General features: G+C 35.7%; 16 protein-coding genes. 5 read left to right on the top strand and 11 right to left on the bottom strand.

Annotation, left to right across the window (positions count from 1 at the left end):
• Positions 1 to 68: 68 nt before the first annotated feature.
• The 7 genes from AAC069_RS07195 to AAC069_RS07165 form a co-directional block, all read right to left on the bottom strand.
• The gene (locus tag AAC069_RS07195) at positions 69 to 749 is read right to left on the bottom strand and encodes a GNAT family N-acetyltransferase (RefSeq protein ID WP_339919798.1); all 681 of its coding nucleotides are present in this window, start codon (positions 747 to 749) and stop codon (positions 69 to 71) included.
• A 12-nt stretch (positions 750 to 761) separates the two neighbouring features.
• On the bottom strand, positions 762 to 1,583 hold the full coding sequence (locus tag AAC069_RS07190; RefSeq protein ID WP_339919797.1) for a sulfurtransferase: 822 nt from the start codon (positions 1,581 to 1,583) through the stop codon (positions 762 to 764).
• A gap of 5 nt (positions 1,584 to 1,588) precedes the next feature.
• Positions 1,589 to 4,114: a cation-translocating P-type ATPase gene (locus AAC069_RS07185; protein ID WP_339919796.1), complete on the bottom strand. Its 2,526-nt coding sequence runs from the start codon at positions 4,112 to 4,114 to the stop codon at positions 1,589 to 1,591.
• Between the two features lie 111 nt (positions 4,115 to 4,225).
• Complete coding sequence (locus tag AAC069_RS07180) at positions 4,226 to 5,395, bottom strand: MFS transporter (protein ID WP_339919795.1); 1,170 nt, start codon at positions 5,393 to 5,395, stop codon at positions 4,226 to 4,228.
• Positions 5,396 to 5,516: 121 nt separating this feature from the next.
• Complete coding sequence (locus AAC069_RS07175; protein ID WP_339919794.1) at positions 5,517 to 6,434, bottom strand: mechanosensitive ion channel family protein; 918 nt, start codon at positions 6,432 to 6,434, stop codon at positions 5,517 to 5,519.
• 113 nt (positions 6,435 to 6,547) lie between these two features.
• Positions 6,548 to 6,931: a PUR family DNA/RNA-binding protein gene (locus AAC069_RS07170; RefSeq protein WP_091090563.1), complete on the bottom strand. Its 384-nt coding sequence runs from the start codon at positions 6,929 to 6,931 to the stop codon at positions 6,548 to 6,550.
• A gap of 71 nt (positions 6,932 to 7,002) precedes the next feature.
• Entirely contained in the window at positions 7,003 to 8,763 is a 1,761-nt protein-coding gene (locus AAC069_RS07165) for an ABC transporter ATP-binding protein (protein ID WP_339919793.1), read from the bottom strand.
• Positions 8,764 to 8,965: 202 nt separating this feature from the next.
• On the opposite strand from AAC069_RS07165, the gene AAC069_RS07160 reads away from it, so the two are divergent.
• The 3 genes from AAC069_RS07160 (at position 8,966) to yajC (ending at position 11,493) form a co-directional block, all read left to right on the top strand.
• A complete protein-coding gene (locus AAC069_RS07160; protein ID WP_339919792.1) occupies positions 8,966 to 10,072 on the top strand; it encodes a Glu/Leu/Phe/Val dehydrogenase in 1,107 nt (368 codons plus the stop codon).
• Positions 10,073 to 10,278: 206 nt separating this feature from the next.
• Positions 10,279 to 11,190, top strand: coding sequence for a transcription antitermination factor NusB (gene nusB, locus AAC069_RS07155; protein ID WP_339919840.1), 912 nt, complete (start codon positions 10,279 to 10,281; stop codon positions 11,188 to 11,190).
• A 30-nt stretch (positions 11,191 to 11,220) separates the two neighbouring features.
• A complete protein-coding gene (yajC, locus tag AAC069_RS07150) occupies positions 11,221 to 11,493 on the top strand; it encodes a preprotein translocase subunit YajC (protein ID WP_091090549.1) in 273 nt (90 codons plus the stop codon).
• Between the two features lie 80 nt (positions 11,494 to 11,573).
• On the opposite strand, the gene AAC069_RS07145 is transcribed toward yajC, so the two are convergent.
• The 4 genes from AAC069_RS07145 to AAC069_RS07130 all read right to left on the bottom strand — a co-directional run bounded on the left by AAC069_RS07145 (position 11,574) and on the right by AAC069_RS07130 (position 14,698).
• Complete coding sequence (locus tag AAC069_RS07145) at positions 11,574 to 11,981, bottom strand: hypothetical protein (protein ID WP_339919791.1); 408 nt, start codon at positions 11,979 to 11,981, stop codon at positions 11,574 to 11,576.
• Positions 11,982 to 12,185: 204 nt separating this feature from the next.
• On the bottom strand, positions 12,186 to 12,773 hold the full coding sequence (locus AAC069_RS07140) for a DUF1801 domain-containing protein (protein ID WP_339919790.1): 588 nt from the start codon (positions 12,771 to 12,773) through the stop codon (positions 12,186 to 12,188).
• On the bottom strand, positions 12,774 to 14,051 hold the full coding sequence (pepT, locus tag AAC069_RS07135; RefSeq protein ID WP_339919789.1) for a peptidase T: 1,278 nt from the start codon (positions 14,049 to 14,051) through the stop codon (positions 12,774 to 12,776). It abuts the gene before it with no gap.
• A 101-nt stretch (positions 14,052 to 14,152) separates the two neighbouring features.
• Complete coding sequence (locus tag AAC069_RS07130) at positions 14,153 to 14,698, bottom strand: histidine phosphatase family protein (RefSeq protein WP_339919788.1); 546 nt, start codon at positions 14,696 to 14,698, stop codon at positions 14,153 to 14,155.
• A 176-nt stretch (positions 14,699 to 14,874) separates the two neighbouring features.
• Between AAC069_RS07130 and AAC069_RS07125 the strand changes: the two genes are divergently transcribed.
• Both AAC069_RS07125 and AAC069_RS07120 read left to right on the top strand, forming a co-directional pair.
• Positions 14,875 to 15,894, top strand: coding sequence for a quinone-dependent dihydroorotate dehydrogenase (locus AAC069_RS07125; RefSeq protein ID WP_339919787.1), 1,020 nt, complete (start codon positions 14,875 to 14,877; stop codon positions 15,892 to 15,894).
• A 127-nt stretch (positions 15,895 to 16,021) separates the two neighbouring features.
• Entirely contained in the window at positions 16,022 to 16,885 is an 864-nt protein-coding gene (locus tag AAC069_RS07120; RefSeq protein WP_339919786.1) for a hydroxymethylglutaryl-CoA lyase, read from the top strand.
• Positions 16,886 to 16,930: the final 45 nt, after the last annotated feature.

Genomic DNA, 16,930 nt, shown 5'->3' with positions numbered 1-16,930 from the left:
TCAACGGTGCCGAATTTAGAAAAAGAACAGTGATTAGAGGATTTTAAAAACCATATCGTAATTCCAGTCTAGCTTTCTTGTGCGATTTGCCAGATGCTCATTTTTATTCGAGTTATGAAACCTAATTTTTCATATAATTTTACGGCGCCGATATTAGCTGCGGCAACATGTAAGAAAGGAATTTTGTGTTGCTTCAAAATAGCATTGGCAGTGTACGCCACAAGTTGTTTCGCATAGCCTTTTCCTGTGTGTTCTGGATGTGTAATAACGGCACTCACTTCTATAAAATCATCCATTTGCATGCGTTCCCCCGTTATGGCTACGAGTTGGTTGTTTTTAAAAATACCGTAATAATTACCTAAATCAGCAGTTTTAGATTTGAAATATTCTGGGTAAACGATTTTTACTAATGCCAAAAGTGCGGGTCTATGACTTCCGTCTAATTTTACAATTTCGTCAGTATAAGTCAATTTGATTTTATCACTAACGATCATTTGTAAACACAACAATTCGTCTTTAAACTGTAGTGATTTAGGTAGGTTTGGTTTGGAGCCAAATATAAAAAAAGAAGGGACTAATTTGGCGTAAGCCAATAAATCATCTTCATTATTAGAGAGTTCATTAAACGCGCCAAAAGCACAATATTCGGGATTATAAAAACGGGTTGTATTGTAATTAAATGCTAGGTTTTTATGGCTTTCCGCCAAGGAATACCAAACGGGATTATCTAGCTTATATTCTTCTTTCATAGTTTTATTTTATTATTCAATTGGTAAGCTTCCGTTTTGTCCCCATTCAGTCCATGAACCATCATAAACCGCTTTTGGGTTCGTATCTCCAATAAGTTCGTAGGCTATCAAATCAATACAAGCCGTTACGCCAGAGCCACAGCTAAAGTATAAAGCGTTATTTTGTTGCGGTAGTATTTTAGTCAATTCTTCTTTGGATAGAAATTTTCCATCACTTAATAAGTTGGAGTACGGAATATTAATTGAACTAGGAATATGTCCGCTGCGTAATCCGGCTCTTGGTTCTTTAGTTTCTCCTGAGAAACGATCACTGGAACGTGCATCTATCAAAACTGCTTCTTTTGAATCGATATTAGCTAGAATTTGCTCTGTGGTTTTCACCATTTCTGGTTTGAATTTAGATTCGAAATTCCCAACTTGATACGTTCTTTTTTCGGGTTTTTCAACTGGAAGATTTTCTTTTGCCCAAGCGGGAAGACCGCCATCAAGAACCCAGACATTATCATGTCCCATAATGGTGAATAACCACCAAGCTCGCGGACTCGTATATATTCCTAAGCTATCATAAACTACAATTTTACTGTCTTTATTAATACCTAGTTTTTTGGCCGCTTTTGCAAAAGCATCAGCATTTGGTAGTGTATTGGGTAATGGATTTGTGGTATCACTAAAATCATTTTTAATATCAAAAACGCGTGCTCCTTTTATTTGAACATCTTCAAATGGAGATTCGTCTTTGTTTTGATTTGCTTTTTGAGAGGCATCAAGTATAATTAAGTCTGCATCTTCAAGATGTTCCTTGAGCCATTGAACAGATACTATTGGGTTTTTCATGATTTTTATATTTCGTTAGGTTGTGTGTTGTTTTTTCGCTTAGTCCATTTCCAGATTTCAATCCAAAGTACCGATACGCCACTTACCCCAGCGCAAATCGCAATTTGGTGCAACTGCAATGGAAGAACATCAAAGAAACGGGCAATTAGATTGATGTATACAATCAAGGCAAGGAATAATAAGGTCAGCGAATTGGCAATCACCATCATATTGTTTTTGTTTTTCAAAGAGGAAAAAACAGAATAGTAAAACGAACGATTGACTAAGGACAGAATCACATTCGAAAAAACTAAAGTGGTAAATACCATAGTTCGTGTTAATTGTTCGTTGCCTCCATTTTGTATGGTTAATTGGTACACAAATAAAACTCCTATGGTAATCCCAATTCCTTGTACGATACTTATTCCTAATTCTTTTAGCGATAAGAAAGTACTGGCTATTGGTCTAGGTGCTTGTTGCATAGCATTTTTTTCGGCAGGTTCATTTTCATACACAATGGAACACATGGGGCCCATTACTAATTCTAAAAAAATAACGTGAACAGGTGTGAAAATATCGGGATAAATCCAACCCAAAAATAAGGGTAAGGATACTGTTAGTATTATTGGAATATGAATGGAAACGATATAGCGTATTGCTTTTTTAAGATTGGAATAGATGCGACGTCCAGCTGCAACAGCAATAATCATTTTTGATAAATCATCATCAACCAAAATCAGATCTGCGGCATCTTTTGCAATTTCAGTTCCCTTTTTTCCCATTGCAACACCTATATTGGAAGCTTTCAATGCAGGTCCGTCATTTACACCATCGCCAACCATTGCCACCACTTGCTTGTCTTTTTTTAAGACATTAACAACGGCTAGTTTTGCTTCTGGAAACATGCGGGTTAAAAGAGTTGTACCATGAATGGCTTTTAGCATTTCGACTTCATTCAGTTTCATGAACTCTTCACCTTCCATTACGCTATCGGCATTTTTAACTCCTGCTTTTTCAGCAATGGCTTTTGTAGTTAGCGCGTTATCTCCTGTTATCACTTTTACCTGTATACCAGCTTCATAAAATTGTTGAATTACGCTTTGTATGTTTGCTTTAGGAGGATCGTAAAAAACCACCAAGCCCACGAAATGAAAGGGTAATTCCTGTTGGTCTTTTGGGTAACTACTTTCTGTATAATCAGAGTATCCAACGCCAAGGATACGATACCCTTTGGATGCCAATGTAATTATTGTGTCCTGGATTTGGTTTTTTTGCTCCGTGTTGAGGTTTGATACTTTTATAATGGTTTCCGGGCCACCTTTGGCAGCAGTAATACGTTTGCCTTCCTTATTCTCAAAGACGTGCGTCATCATAGGCGGTTTTCCGTCAAGCGGATATTCATGTACCATGGAAAACTGTCTGCGGCTATCGTTGGTTGTGGTTCTTGTATATTCCTTATGCAAAGTTTTTTCCATTGGATCAAAAGGCACAGGTTCGCTTGCCCACATTGCTATTTCAATAACTTTTTTGGCCTCTTCTGTATCCCATTGCTCTTTTTCGTATAGTTTGTCGGTGCTAAAAGCGTATACGGATTGCAGACTCATTTTGTTTTGTGTCAGCGTTCCTGTTTTATCCGTACAAATGATGGTGGCACTCCCCAAGGTTTCTACAGTTCTGATTTTTTTGACTATAACACCTTCTTTCATTAATCGCCAGGATCCCAAGGCCATGAAAGTTGTAAATGCCACTGGAATTTCTTCGGGAAGAATGGACATTGCCAGGGTCAGTCCTTTTAGTAAACTGGTTAAGATATTTTGTGTTTTCCAAAAATAAACGCCCCAAACCAATAGGAAAACAGCAATACCCATGATGGCCATCACTTTTACAAATTTTTGAATCTGAACTTGTAATGGTGTAGGTGTTTCTTTGATGTTTTGTAACGAAGTACCTAGTTTTCCAACTTCGGTATTAAGGCCAATTTTAGTTACTCGGTAAACCGCTAAGCCAGAGGCTACCAAGGTGCCGCTAAAAACAGATTTCAACTCCGTTTTTTCTGATTTGAAAACAGCATAGGGTTCGCCAGTCAGTAGGGATTCATTAACAGAAAAATCATTGCTGTGTATGATTTCTCCATCCGCATTGATCGTGTTTCCTTCCTGAGCGATTACTAGATCATCGATGACAATTTCGGCAGTGGGAATTCTTGTTGGTTCTCCATTTCGTAAGACCGTGCTCAGCGGCTCATTTAGTTTTTCTAAAGATTCCATTGCAATCCGACTGCGGTTGTCCTGATAAAAAGAAATTCCAGAGACGGCAACTATAGCAGCCAGCATAAAGTAGGCTTCACTATTTTGTCCCATGATAAAATAAATGATAGCAACGGCTATTAATAATAGTAACATGGGCTCTTTGAACATGTCAAATAGGGCTATCCACCATTTGTGTTGTTGTTTGTGAGTTTGTTTGTTCTGCCCAAATTTGTCTCTAGAAGCTTGAACGTCCGCATCGGTTAAGCCTACGATATTTTCGGGAATATTAATTTTTATTGACATAGTTTCGAGAATGAATACTGCTACTCAAATATAAGATTTTTAGGGATAATATAAGTACCGTAGGCTATGGATTATGATACAAATGAGTATAATCAGGGCAAGATATTGATATTAGACTTTTTCGGTGGTCATGAAAATAAAATAAAGACCAATTAAAATACTGGCAAATGCAGTTACCAGAAAAGCGGTGTCCGCGCCAAACTGGTACCAAATCAATCCCGCCATGGAACTGGCGAGCATGGTGAAAAAGCTTTGAAAAGCAGAATAGGTACCGATAGCAGTCGCAGTATCCTTTTCGTTCGAAATATTGCTGATCCACGCCTTGGAGACACCTTCGGTTGCTGCCGCATAGATTCCATAAAGCGCAAAAATTCCAGCGAAAACATAAATGTTTTGTTTGAATCCCATGCCAAAATAGACAATCGAGAAAATACTTATCCCGAAAATCAGCATTTTCTTTAAACCAATTTTATCAGCCAATATTCCTATTGGAAAAGCAAATAAGGCATAAACGAGATTGTAAAAAATATAAACACCAATAACCAATGTGTCACTTAATCCAGATTCTTTGGCTTTAAGTAGAAGGAAAACGTCGGAACTGTTAAATAGAGTGAAAGCTAAAAGTCCGATAACGACTTTGCGGTACATAGGAGGACTTGCTTTCCAATAGCCTAAAAACGAGAAGAAAGGAGTTGCTTTTTTATCGGTAGTAATTGTGCTTTGTTTTTCCTTTAACAAAAAGGTTGCGGCTATAGCCAAAAGTCCGGGAATGAACGCAATGTAAAACAAGGTAGTATAGTTCTCAGGATAGAAGTAGAGGAAGAGTAGGGCTAATGACGGACCTAATACAGCGCCCAGTGTATCCATGGAACGATGAAAACCAAATATCTTCCCTTTCGTTTGCGGAGTGGCTTCGTCAGAGAGGATAGCGTCTCTTGCTCCGGTTCGGATTCCTTTTCCAAAACGGTCGATGGTTCGCGCAAAGAAAATCCAAAGCGGATAAATGAACAATGCCATCATGGGTTTTGAAATGGCGCTGAATGCATAACCTAGTTGTACAAACGGAACTCTTTTCGCAGTCGCATCAGAACGTTTTCCGAAGTAGCCTTTGCTTAATCCCGCAGTAGCTTCTGCAACACCTTCAAGAATCCCAATAAGTACAATGGAGAAACCTATTGACTTTAAATAAATGGGCATGATAGGATATAACATCTCACTGGCCGTATCGGTAAATAAGCTTACTAGAGACAAAATCCAGACGGTGCGGCTGATGTTTTTCAAAATAGGATCGATTGATAATTATACACTATAAATGTAAATAAAAAGTCTGAAAATCATATGACTTTCAGACTTTTATAATAATGCTTTTATTGGAACAAATTACCTTCCTAAAGGAATGCGATTACGACTTTTGAATTTCGTTTGTGTCATTTTTAACGGTAGTTTCTTCAACACCTTTTGGTCGGTGCATCACTACTTGTGGAAATGGAATTTCTATTCCTTCATCGTCAAAGGCAACTTTTAGTCTTTTACGAAGTTCTCCAGTTACTTCCCATTGTTTACTTGGTAATGTTTCGCCTAATATTTTTAGCATAATCGAAGAATCAGCAAAATCATTTACTCTTAAGAACTGCGGGGCCAGTATGATATTGTCTTTCCATAAAGGGTCATTAGCGATTTCGTTCCCTACTTTATTAATCACTGTGATAACATGCTCTAAATTCGAACTATATCCAACGCCCATATCTAAGTTAATACGGGAAAAATCTTTGGAAAGATTTGATACTTTTTTTATTTCTCCGTGAGGAATGTGGTGAACGGTTCCGTCTAAGTCTCTTAAAGTAGTTTTTCTTAAACTGATCTCTTGAACGGTACCTCCTGCATTGTCAAAATTTACAATATCACCAACGCGGTATTGATTTTCAAGAATAATAAAAAGACCAGAAATAATATCTCTGATGAGGTATTGACCTCCAAAACCAAATGCCAGTCCCACAATTCCGGCTGCTGCCAAAATAGGAGCAATTTCGACTCCAAATTCTTGAAGCACCATCAAACCCGCAATGGTCATTAAGCCAATTTTAGAAGTAGTAGTAAATATCTGGATTAGTGTGTTCTCTCTTTTTTCTTCGGCATCTTTCGAAGAAATCCCGTCAGGTCTTACAGCAATTCTTACTCCTTTTTCGATAAAAGTTATAATAACCTTATTTAGAATTAAAGAGCCTATAACAATAAATACGATTTTAAGTCCGCTGGTTAATAGCCATGGGATAATAAGTTCAGCGTATTTGTCTGTGTATTTCATTAAAATCTCCTGCATGTCTTATATTTTAAGTTGTAAATGGGTTTTGTAAATATGTAAAAAGTCCAAAAACCATCTGATTTTTGGACTTCTTGCTTAGTTAAGTAAAGTATTTAATTTAGAATTATAAATTAAATGTCATCAAAATCAATATCTGTAAAACTAGATATATTTGGCAATGCTTCGTCTGCGGTTACTTTTTCAGTAGCATATTCTTTTTTGAAATCTTTTTGGTGTCTTTCTGAAATTACTTCTTCGCCTTTGTGGTTCAAAACATAAGAAGTCATATCGCCAAGAATTTCGGCGAAAGCAGAAAAATCTTCTTTGTACAAATATATTTTATGCTTTTTGAAGTGAAACGATCCGTCTTCTTCAGTAAATTTTTTGCTCTCAGTAATCGTAATATAATAATCATCTGCTTTTGTCGCTCTTACGTCAAAGAAGTAGGTTCTTCTTCCAGCACGTAAAACTTTAGAAAATATCTCTTCTTTTTCTAACATGTCATTTTCTCTCATAATCCTTTCTCTCAATTTATGGTTGTTAAATCGTAACCAAAAATCATAAAAATATATGTATTAAACAACAATTACTGCAATTCTTTTTCTGAAAGTTGTTTTAAATATAAGGAGGCATAATAGCCCTCTTGATTTACTAACTGGTTATGAGATCCTTGTTGAATAATTTTACCTTCATCGATAATAATAATCTTGTCAGCATTCTTAGCAGAGGAAACTCTATGACTCACAATAATAGTTGTTTTGTCTTTACAGATTTCGTTTAGATTATTCAAGATTGTTTCCTCGGTTTCAGTGTCAACAGCTGATAAACAGTCGTCAAGGAGTAAGATTGGAGGGTTTTTAATAATCGCCCTGGCAATAGATACTCTCTGTTTTTGCCCTCCTGAAAGTGTAATCCCTCGTTCACCTAAAACGGTGTCGTATTGTTTGTTGAATCCTACGATATTATCATGAACCACCGCACTTTTTGCAGCAGCGATTACCTCTTCATCAGTAGCATCTTCTTTACCAAATTTTATGTTGTTCTTTATAGAATCTGAAAACAGAAAAGCATCTTGGGGAACGATCCCAATACTATTTCTCAAATCATAAAGATTTAAAAGACTAATCTCCTGATTGTCAATGGTAATTTTTCCGTCAGTTACATCGTATAGACGTGAAATTAATGAAAGAATGGTTGATTTCCCTGCCCCTGTTTTTCCAAGAATTGCTAATGTTTCCCCTTTCTTTACAGTGAAAGAGATGCCTTTAAGTGCCTTTATATTCGTGTCTTCATAAGTGTAGCTTACATTTTCGAATGAAATCGAGCCGTTTATGATTGATTTATTTGGGTTTTTATTTTTTATTTCTGGTTCGATTTTTAGGAATTCATTCAAACGTTTTTGGGAAGCTTCTGCTTCTTGAACCATAGATGAAACCCATCCTAGCGAAGCTACAGGCCAAGTAAGCATGTTGACATACAAAATAAATTCGGCGATTGTACCGATACTTTTAATTGTACCTTCAATGTACATCAATCCACCAAAGTAGATTACAACGAGATTACTGATTCCTATAAGAGCCAACATTAACGGACCGAATAAAGACTGTACTTTGGCTAAGTTTAAACTTTTGCTTTTGCTTTCTTTGGCCAATGACACCATGTTGTTTTGGTGCTGGTCTTCTAGTGAATAGGCCTTGATTACTCGGATACCTGAAAATATTTCTTGGGAGAAGCTAGATACTTTCGATAAATATTGCTGAAATACAGTACTTCTCTTATTGATTTCTGAACTCAATTTGAAAATACCGTAAGACAATAGAGGCAAAGGAAGTATCGTATATAGAGTCAGACGAGGGGAGACATTGTACATGTAGACAATGACGATTGTAAAACGGATAATCGTATTGATGGAGTACATGACGGCGGGACCAACATACATTCTCACTTTTGAAACATCCTCGCTAATGCGATTCATCAAATCTCCTGTACGGTTCTTTTTGTAAAAGTTTTGCGATAAATTTTCATATTGCCTGAAAACTTCATTTTTTAAATCAAATTCAATGTGACGGGACATAACGATTAGCGTTTGTCTCATCAGGAAAGTCAGGAAACCAGCAATTATAGTGGTAGCAATGATTAATAGAATGTTCGAAATTAACTCTTCCCGAATAACAGCTGCCGAGATGTTTTTGTCTTTAGAAAATGCTTCAATAACTTTAAAAGAACTACTGATCAATTTAGGAGTGAACAGCATGAAGATTTGCGCGATGATTGTGAAGATAATACCCAGTGAAAAACTGTATTTGTATTTGACGAAGTATTTGTTTAAATAAAGTAATTCTTTCATTTTTTTTAGATATTCTGTATTGTAATCGTTTTAATTTTATGATTTTTTTTAATTTTTCACTAATTCTCAATTTTGCTTTTATAGGCTTAAATTATTGAATTAGTAAATTTTATTAAAAATACCGATAGATATTCATTTTTTGTGTAATTTTGACTTGTCTTTTTGACAAATTCATAATTTTATCACTATAAAAATTAATACTATGGATGCAACTTTCACAACAGGAAAGGAACTTCAAAAAATGGATCCCGTTTTTGGACAATTATCATTTGATGATCACGAACAGATTGTATTTTGCAACGACAAAGATACGGGTTTAAAAGCAATTATTGGTATTCATAATTCGGTTATGGGACCCGCTTTGGGAGGAACCCGAATGTTTAATTATGCTAATGAGTGGGAAGCATTAAATGACGTATTGCGCCTTTCGCGTGGAATGACTTTTAAGGCAGCAATTACAGGACTGAATATTGGAGGAGGAAAAGCCGTTATTATGGGCGATGCCAAAACTCAGAAAACACCTGAATTGATGCGCAAGTTTGGTGAATTTGTACATGGTTTAAGCGGAAGATATATTACTGCAGAAGATGTAGGAATGGAAACCAGAGATATGGATATCGTTCGCGACGTTACTCCTTACGTTACTGGAATTTCTGAAGAAAGAGGAGGAGCAGGAAATCCTTCACCTGTTACTGCTTACGGAGTGTACATGGGAATGAAAGCGGCTGCAAAAAGTAAATTTGGATCCGATTCTCTTGCTGGTAAGAAAGTGTTAGTTCAAGGAATTGGACACGTTGGTGAAACTTTGGTTGATTATCTAACTAAAGAAGGAGCGATTGTTACGATTGCTGACATCAATGAAGAAAAACTGTATGAAGTAGGAACTAAGTACAATGCTACCATCTACACAGGAGCTGATTTATACACAGCAGATGTAGATGTCTATGCGCCTTGTGCTATGGGAGCAACTATCAATGACGTTACGGTTCACAAAATAAAAGCAAAAGTAATTGCTGGTGCCGCTAACAATCAATTAGCAAACGAAGATGTTCATGGTGCGATTTTGCAAGAGCGCGGTATTTTATATGCTCCTGATTTCTTGATTAACGCCGGTGGAATTATTAATGTTTATGCTGAATTAGCACATTACGGTAAAGAAGAAATCATGAGCAAAACAGAAAACATCTACAATACAACCTTAGAAATTATTGATTATGCTGTTGCAAATGGAATTACGACGCATCATGCGGCGCTTACCATTGCTCAAAACCGCATCGATCAAAGAAAAATAGAGAACAGTAAAAAGTAATTTATTTTTTAATAAGTTAAGAGTCACAGTTTTCAGGATAGCATTGAAAACTGTGACTTTTTTAGTATAAACGAAACAAAATTAGCAGCAAAACCTTTATTTGATGTTTTAATTTTATTTTGAAAAAGGAAATGCTTATTTTTGCAAACTAATTTAATAAAAGTTCTTACAAGGTGGTAAATAGAAGACACATTCGAGTTAAAGTCATGCAATCCATTTATGCAATGCATCAAAACGGTTCTGATAATCTAGAAAAAGAAGAAAAATTCCTTTTTTATAGTATCGACAACATTCAAGATTTATACCTTACAATGATTTCTTCCTTGACGGAAATATGTAAAAAGGAATCAGAATTTCTACATAAATCAAGTCTTAAGCATCTTGCAACTCCTGAGGAGCGTAAACCCAACGAAAAATTTATTAAGAACAGCATCTTTCAAATTCTTGCCGAAAATAATTCTCTTAGCATCGCTATGGAAACGCGTAAGATTGACGCTTGGACTTTGAATGACGATTATATTTTGTTGTTGCTTAACGCTATCAAAACAAGTAAGTTTTACACAGATTACATGAGTAACGTAGCATCTTCTTTCGAGGAAGACAAACAGCTTATTGTAGATTTGTTTATGGAAGTAATTGTGCCTAATGAAAAATTGTACGAATATCTGGAAGACGATAAACTGACTTGGATTGATGATATACCATTGGTAAACACTCAAATAATTAAGCAGTTAAAGGCAATGAAACCTATTATGGATGATAACTTTAGCGTGCCTAAAGTATACAAGGATAGTGAGGATAAAGCTTTCGTTAAAGACTTGTTTAGAAAAACAATTTTGAATGAAGCAGAGCTTGCAAAAGAGTTCGTGGACAAAACTCCAAACTGGGATAGTGATAGGATTGCTGAGGTAGACACTATTATCCTTAAAATGGCTATTTGTGAGTTTTTAAAATTCCCGTCAATTCCAGTAAAAGTGACGCTAAATGAATATTTAGAACTAGCTAAGGAGTATTCTACACCAAAAAGTAGTATTTTTATCAACGGAATTCTGGATAATTTAGTTAAAGAACTAGAAGTCAGTAAAAAATTAAATAAAACCGGTCGCGGTTTAATGTAACACTAATAATAAAAAAAAGAATTAAAAATTATGGAACAGTTAACTCAATTTGCACCTTTCTTATTAATGTTTGTAGTGATCTATTTCTTTATGATCAGACCACAACAGAAAAAAGCTAAGAACGAAAAAGAATTTGAAAGCGCTTTAAAAGTAGGAGATAAAGTCATCACTAAAAGTGGACTTCACGGTAAAGTTTCAGAGCTTGCAGAGACTACAGTTGTAATTGAAACAATGTCTGGAAAATTAAAAATGGAGCGTTCTGCAATTTCTATGGAAATGAGCGCGACACTTGCTAAAAAATAATATTTTTTTAAGGTTATAAAAAAGTCCCATTCGGAATGTAATTCTGAATGGGACTTTTTTTTAGCAATTGAAAAAGGAAATTACTTTTTACTTTTTTGCTTTTTCTTGCTCTTTTTTGCTTTTGCCTTGGCTTTTTTGTTTTTAAGCTTCGATTTTAATTTAGCTTTCTTGGCTTTGTCTTTTTTAGCTTTTTTAGCTTTAGCTTTTTTGTCTTTTACTTTTTGTTTGGCTATTTCTTTACCAATGAGTTTTTTTAGTTTTTCCTTCTCTTTTTTCGCCAACTTTTTCAGCTTACTTTTTTCCTCCTTCTTTTCATTCTCGTTGTCTTCCGGAACTGGTTTTTTCTCTGTAGTTGCCTCTTTGATGGCTTTAGGAGCGGCATCAGCAGTTGGTTTATCAACTGTTGGCTTTCTAGATTTAACAGGGACCACCTTTTTATTGTCGGCCGAAGCTGCTGGAGTTTTTACCTCTACTTTTTTCTCATCCATGATAGTGTATTCGGTTTAGTTTTAATAATAGGAGTTTTTTTATTGTGCTGTAAATGAATTGATAAACAGGTTATTAGTAAATGTAGTGAATAAAGAAACACGATAATGTTAAGCTTTTGCCTATAGATTTGGTTAATGATATAATCAAAATTGGTAAATATTGATAGGTCTTAAAACTTAAAAAGCCCCTTCAGGGGGCTTTTGTTATTTGTATTTATCATTCAAACCTATATTTTCTAAAATCATAGGTTTGATTTTTTCAATTCTCGAAAGCTTGGTTGGTTCTCTTTTTGCTTCTTCAATGTATTCGTGAAACTCTCGTTGCTTAGCAAGTGAGAATTTTTGAAAGGCTTCCGACAAAGTAACATTACTGTCTAATTCCTGTTGAAATTCTGATGAGGTAACCGTTTTTTTGGTTGTTGGTTTAATCACTTTGCCCGCTTTCTCATTTTCTATTGCTTCTAGAATATAAGCGAATACTTCTTTCTCGTTGATTTCTTCAATAGCATTAAAACGCCATTGCCGCAAAGATTTAGTTACTCCTTCTTGCGCATTGACTAATACTTTTTTTTCATCTTTAAGAAAAACGCCGTTGTAAAACCAAATCCCAAAATAACTTTTAAATCCTCCGATACCAATCACATTTTTACCGTTTAAAACATAAACTGGGCCTCCCCATTTTGTCGTTTCTACCAATTCGGTTTGGGCAATAATTTCTTTTAGGAGATTCAACTCTTCTGTCCAATTATTATTTTTGTCCCAAGTATGCTTTTTAGGTTCGGAAGTGTTCAATTATTTTTTCTTTTTTGATTTACTTTCCTCTAATCCAAAGTTAGGCATTGCAGTCAGTTCCGCTATTTTTACAATAACGTTAACTGCCTTTTGCATGCTTTCAACAGGAACGTATTCGTATTTTCCATGAAAATTATGTCCACCAGCAAAAATATTCGGACAAGGTAATCCCATATATGATAATTGACAGCCATCAGTACCCCCACGAATGGGTTTAATTAATGGTTTAATGTCTAATTCCTTCATCGCTTTTTCGGCAATGTCAACAATATATTTTACAGGAACGACCTTTTCTTTCATATTGTAATACTGATCATTGATCTCAGCTATTGCAATATCTTCACCAAATTGTTTCGCAAATTTCTTATTGATTTTGCGGACAATCTTTTCTACTTTCTCTTTTCGTTTTTCGAATTTAATCTTGTTGTGGTCTCTGATTATTAATTCTACAACAGTTTCTTCGATACTTCCGGTTAGGTGGTGCACATGATAAAAACCTTCATATCCTTTTGTTGTCTCAGGTGTTTCGTCAGAAGGCAATGCCGTAATAAAATCATTGGCAATTAACATAGAGTTAATCATCTTTCCTTTGGCATAACCAGGATGTACACTTTTACCTTTGAAAGTGATTTTAGCTCCAGCCGCATTGAAATTCTCATATTCTAATTCTCCTACTTGACTTCCGTCCATGGTGTAAGCCCAATCAGCGCCAAATTTGGCTACATCAAAATGATGCGCTCCACGACCTATTTCTTCGTCAGGTGTGAAACCAACTCTGATTTTTCCATGTTTGATTTCTGGATTGTTAATTAGGAATTCCATTGCCGTAACAATCTCCGTAATTCCGGCCTTATCATCAGCACCTAATAGAGTAGTTCCGTCAGTAGTTATTAAAGTTTGCCCTTTGTATTGTAATAAATCTTTAAAATAGCTTGGAGATAAAACGATATTTTGTTCCGCATTTAAAACGATGTCTTTACCGTCATAATTTGGGATGATTTGAGGCTTTACATTAGCACCTGTAAAATCAGGAGTAGTGTCAAAATGCGATACAAATCCAATTGTTGGAACTTCGTGATCTACATTGCTTGGTAATGTCGCCATGATATAAGATTTGTCATCTATAGTCACGTCTTGCATTCCTATTTTTTTTAGTTCTTCAACCAATTGATTGGCTAAGACCCATTGTTTTGCTGTACTTGGAGTTGTTTCTGAGTTGGGATCCGATTCCGTATCAACAGTAACGTAACTGATAAAACGGTCTATAATATGTTGCATAAAGTATTTTTATAATGAGGTACAAATATAAGGTTTATTTAGAAAGATGGGTTTAAAAGTCCCATTTAGAGTTAGAATGCCACTAACAATAAGCAATTGTTTTAATGCATCATTTGTGCTGCTTCCGTATTAGAATTCGCTTGGCCGTAATGCATCACTTTTACTTTTATTTTTCCGTTGTTGCGAATAGTAACCAGGAAAAGATAGTCGTACTCTTGGTCTTCGATAGTGGGTATTGGTCTTTTGGCTCCTAAGGCTTCAATCGTTTCTAAGATTGTATTAGAATGGCCTACGACTAAGGCGCATTTCCCTTTGTTTTCCTTGAGGATCATGGCAGCTACAGCTGTTACAATTTTGGCGTCGTATAGTTTAATCTCCTTTTTTTGATTTTCGGCTGTAGGTCTTGCGGTAGACTCAGTGCGCTTGTAGTTTGTACTATAAATTGCGCTTAATGGTTTGTTTTCTAATTTCTCCGCAAGTGCAATGGCTCTTTTATTTCCACTTGCGGTCAGCAACGGATTGTTGTCTTTTGGATCGCTTGTAACTTTTTCGGCATGGCGAACTAAATAAATTCGGGTTGGTTTTTCTGCTTGCGCAAAAAGGCCAACGGTCAGAAATAATAGTAAAAAGCTGCAGTAATTTTTCATGTGTCTGGATGTTAATTTCATTGGCTAATTTAGAAATAAATTAAGGATTCTTTGTTTTGTGCTACTGTTTTCTTGTAAATCAATATTGTTTTCGGGATAGTGAAATTAAATTTTAAGGCTAAAGATTTATTTATCGGCTAGATAGTTCTATTTTTGCAGCACACAACAAAAAAGCTATGTACAAACTACTTATTCGTCCATTATTTTTTCTTTTTGATCCCGAAAAGATACATTATTTCACCTTCTCGTTAGTTCGTTTTACTTCTAGAATACCAGGGTTTTCGGCTATTTATCGTTCTTTATATTTGGTAGAAGACAAGCGACTAGAAACCGAAGTGTTTGGGTTGAAATTCAAGAACCCAGTAGGACTTGCCGCTGGTTTTGATAAAGACGCTAAGTTGTATAAAGAATTGTCTAATTTTGGTTTTGGGTTTATAGAGATAGGGACGCTTACGCCTAAAGGACAGGAAGGAAATCCAAAAAAACGTTTGTTTCGGCTGAAAGCGGATTCAGCGATTATTAACCGAATGGGTTTTAATAATGGAGGCGTTTTAGAAGCTGTAGAACGACTTAAAGAAAATACCGGGGTTTTAATTGGAGGGAATATTGGGAAAAATAAACTAACGCCAAACGAAGATGCCACGTTGGATTATGAAATTTGTTTTGACGCCTTGTTTGATTATGTTGATTATTTTGTGGTGAATGTGAGTTCGCCTAATACACCTAATCTTCGTGCATTGCAAGACAAAGAGCCCTTGACTCAATTGTTGCAAACTCTACAAAATAAGAATTTGGCAAAGCCAAAACAGAAACCCATATTACTTAAAATTGCTCCAGATTTGACTGATGAGCAATTATTGGACATTATAGATATCGTGAAGGAAACTAAAATTGCAGGTGTTATAGCTACTAATACTACTATTTCGCGTGAAGGTTTACAGTCTGAAAATAAAACAGAAATGGGTGGATTGTCAGGAAAGCCATTGACAAGTCGTTCCACTGAAGTGATTCGTTTCCTATCTCAAAAAAGCAACAAAGCCTTTCCTATTATCGGAGTAGGAGGGATTCATTCTGCAGATGATGCAATAGAAAAACTCGAAGCGGGAGCCAGTTTAATACAATTGTACACTGGTTTTATTTATGAAGGACCAGCTTTGGTGAAAGCCATAAATCAAAAAATACTAAGTCGGATGTAGAAGTGATTGGTTTGCAGTATTATCAAAATGCGTAATTCTTCATTGAGAATTACGCATTTTTATTTCCTTTAAAATTTTATATTCATAGTCTTTGCTACTTTCTAAGTTTTCTTATCTTTGAAAACCTATGGAGCCAATAAAAATTATAGAATGTCCTCGTGATGCCATGCAAGGTATTAAGCCATTCATCCCGACCGAAAGAAAAGTCGCATACATTCAATCTTTATTGAGAGTAGGCTTTGATTCGATTGATTTTGGGAGTTTTGTCTCGCCAAAAGCGATTCCACAAATGGTAGATACCACTGCTGTATTGGCACAATTGGATTTGTCGCAAACAACAAGCAAATTACTGGCTATTATAGCTAATACTAGAGGAGCAGAAATGGCTTCTGAGCATGCTGAAATTCAATATTTAGGGTATCCTTTTTCGATATCCGAGAATTTTCAGATGCGTAATACACACAAAACCATTGCAGAATCCCTAGTTACCTTAGAGGAAATTCTGGAAATTGCCGATAAAACCAATAAAGAAGTAGTTGCCTATTTGTCTATGGGTTTTGGAAATCCGTATGGAGATCCTTGGAATGTAGAAATTGTTGGGGATTGGACGGAGAAATTATCCAATATGGGAGTAAAGATCTTGTCGCTTTCAGATACTGTAGGAAGTTCTACCCCAGACGTAATCAGTTATTTGTTTTCTAATTTGATTACCAAATACCCCGAAATTGAGTTTGGAGCCCATTTACATACCACGCCAGATAAATGGTTCGAAAAAATAGATGCAGCTTATCATGCGGGTTGCCGAAGATATGATGGCGCGATTCAAGGTTTTGGAGGCTGTCCAATGGCGAAAGACGATTTAACAGGTAATATGCCGACAGAGAAGTTATTGTCCTACTTTACGGCTAATAAGGAAATTACAAATTTAAACCCATTAAGCTTTGAAAGTGCTTACAATGAGGCTTCTAAGTTGTTTGGCGAGTTTCACTGAAAAATACTAAAGGATGAGATTGTGGTAATAGTATATGAATGTAAT

The sequence above is a fragment of the uncultured Flavobacterium sp. genome (assembly GCF_963974175.1).
GTDB lineage: Bacteria > Bacteroidota > Bacteroidia > Flavobacteriales > Flavobacteriaceae > Flavobacterium.
This window is presented reverse-complemented; position numbering and strand designations above follow the sequence as displayed.

Excerpts from the sequence above, each read along its gene's own strand:
- AAC069_RS07195 (WP_339919798.1), bottom strand. The coding sequence starts at position 749 with ATGAAAGAAGAATATAAGCTAGATAATCCCGTTTGGTATTCCTTGGCG.
- AAC069_RS07190 (WP_339919797.1), bottom strand. The coding sequence starts at position 1,583 with ATGAAAAACCCAATAGTATCTGTTCAATGGCTCAAGGAACATCTTGAA.
- AAC069_RS07185 (WP_339919796.1), bottom strand. The coding sequence starts at position 4,114 with ATGTCAATAAAAATTAATATTCCCGAAAATATCGTAGGCTTAACCGAT.
- AAC069_RS07175 (WP_339919794.1), bottom strand. The coding sequence starts at position 6,434 with ATGCAGGAGATTTTAATGAAATACACAGACAAATACGCTGAACTTATT.
- AAC069_RS07170 (WP_091090563.1), bottom strand. The coding sequence starts at position 6,931 with ATGAGAGAAAATGACATGTTAGAAAAAGAAGAGATATTTTCTAAAGTT.
- AAC069_RS07165 (WP_339919793.1), bottom strand. The coding sequence starts at position 8,763 with ATGAAAGAATTACTTTATTTAAACAAATACTTCGTCAAATACAAATAC.
- AAC069_RS07160 (WP_339919792.1), top strand. The coding sequence starts at position 8,966 with ATGGATGCAACTTTCACAACAGGAAAGGAACTTCAAAAAATGGATCCC.
- nusB (WP_339919840.1), top strand. The coding sequence starts at position 10,279 with ATGCAATCCATTTATGCAATGCATCAAAACGGTTCTGATAATCTAGAA.
- yajC (WP_091090549.1), top strand. The coding sequence starts at position 11,221 with ATGGAACAGTTAACTCAATTTGCACCTTTCTTATTAATGTTTGTAGTG.
- AAC069_RS07145 (WP_339919791.1), bottom strand. The coding sequence starts at position 11,981 with ATGGATGAGAAAAAAGTAGAGGTAAAAACTCCAGCAGCTTCGGCCGAC.
- pepT (WP_339919789.1), bottom strand. The coding sequence starts at position 14,051 with ATGCAACATATTATAGACCGTTTTATCAGTTACGTTACTGTTGATACG.
- AAC069_RS07130 (WP_339919788.1), bottom strand. The coding sequence starts at position 14,698 with ATGAAAAATTACTGCAGCTTTTTACTATTATTTCTGACCGTTGGCCTT.
- AAC069_RS07125 (WP_339919787.1), top strand. The coding sequence starts at position 14,875 with ATGTACAAACTACTTATTCGTCCATTATTTTTTCTTTTTGATCCCGAA.
- AAC069_RS07120 (WP_339919786.1), top strand. The coding sequence starts at position 16,022 with ATGGAGCCAATAAAAATTATAGAATGTCCTCGTGATGCCATGCAAGGT.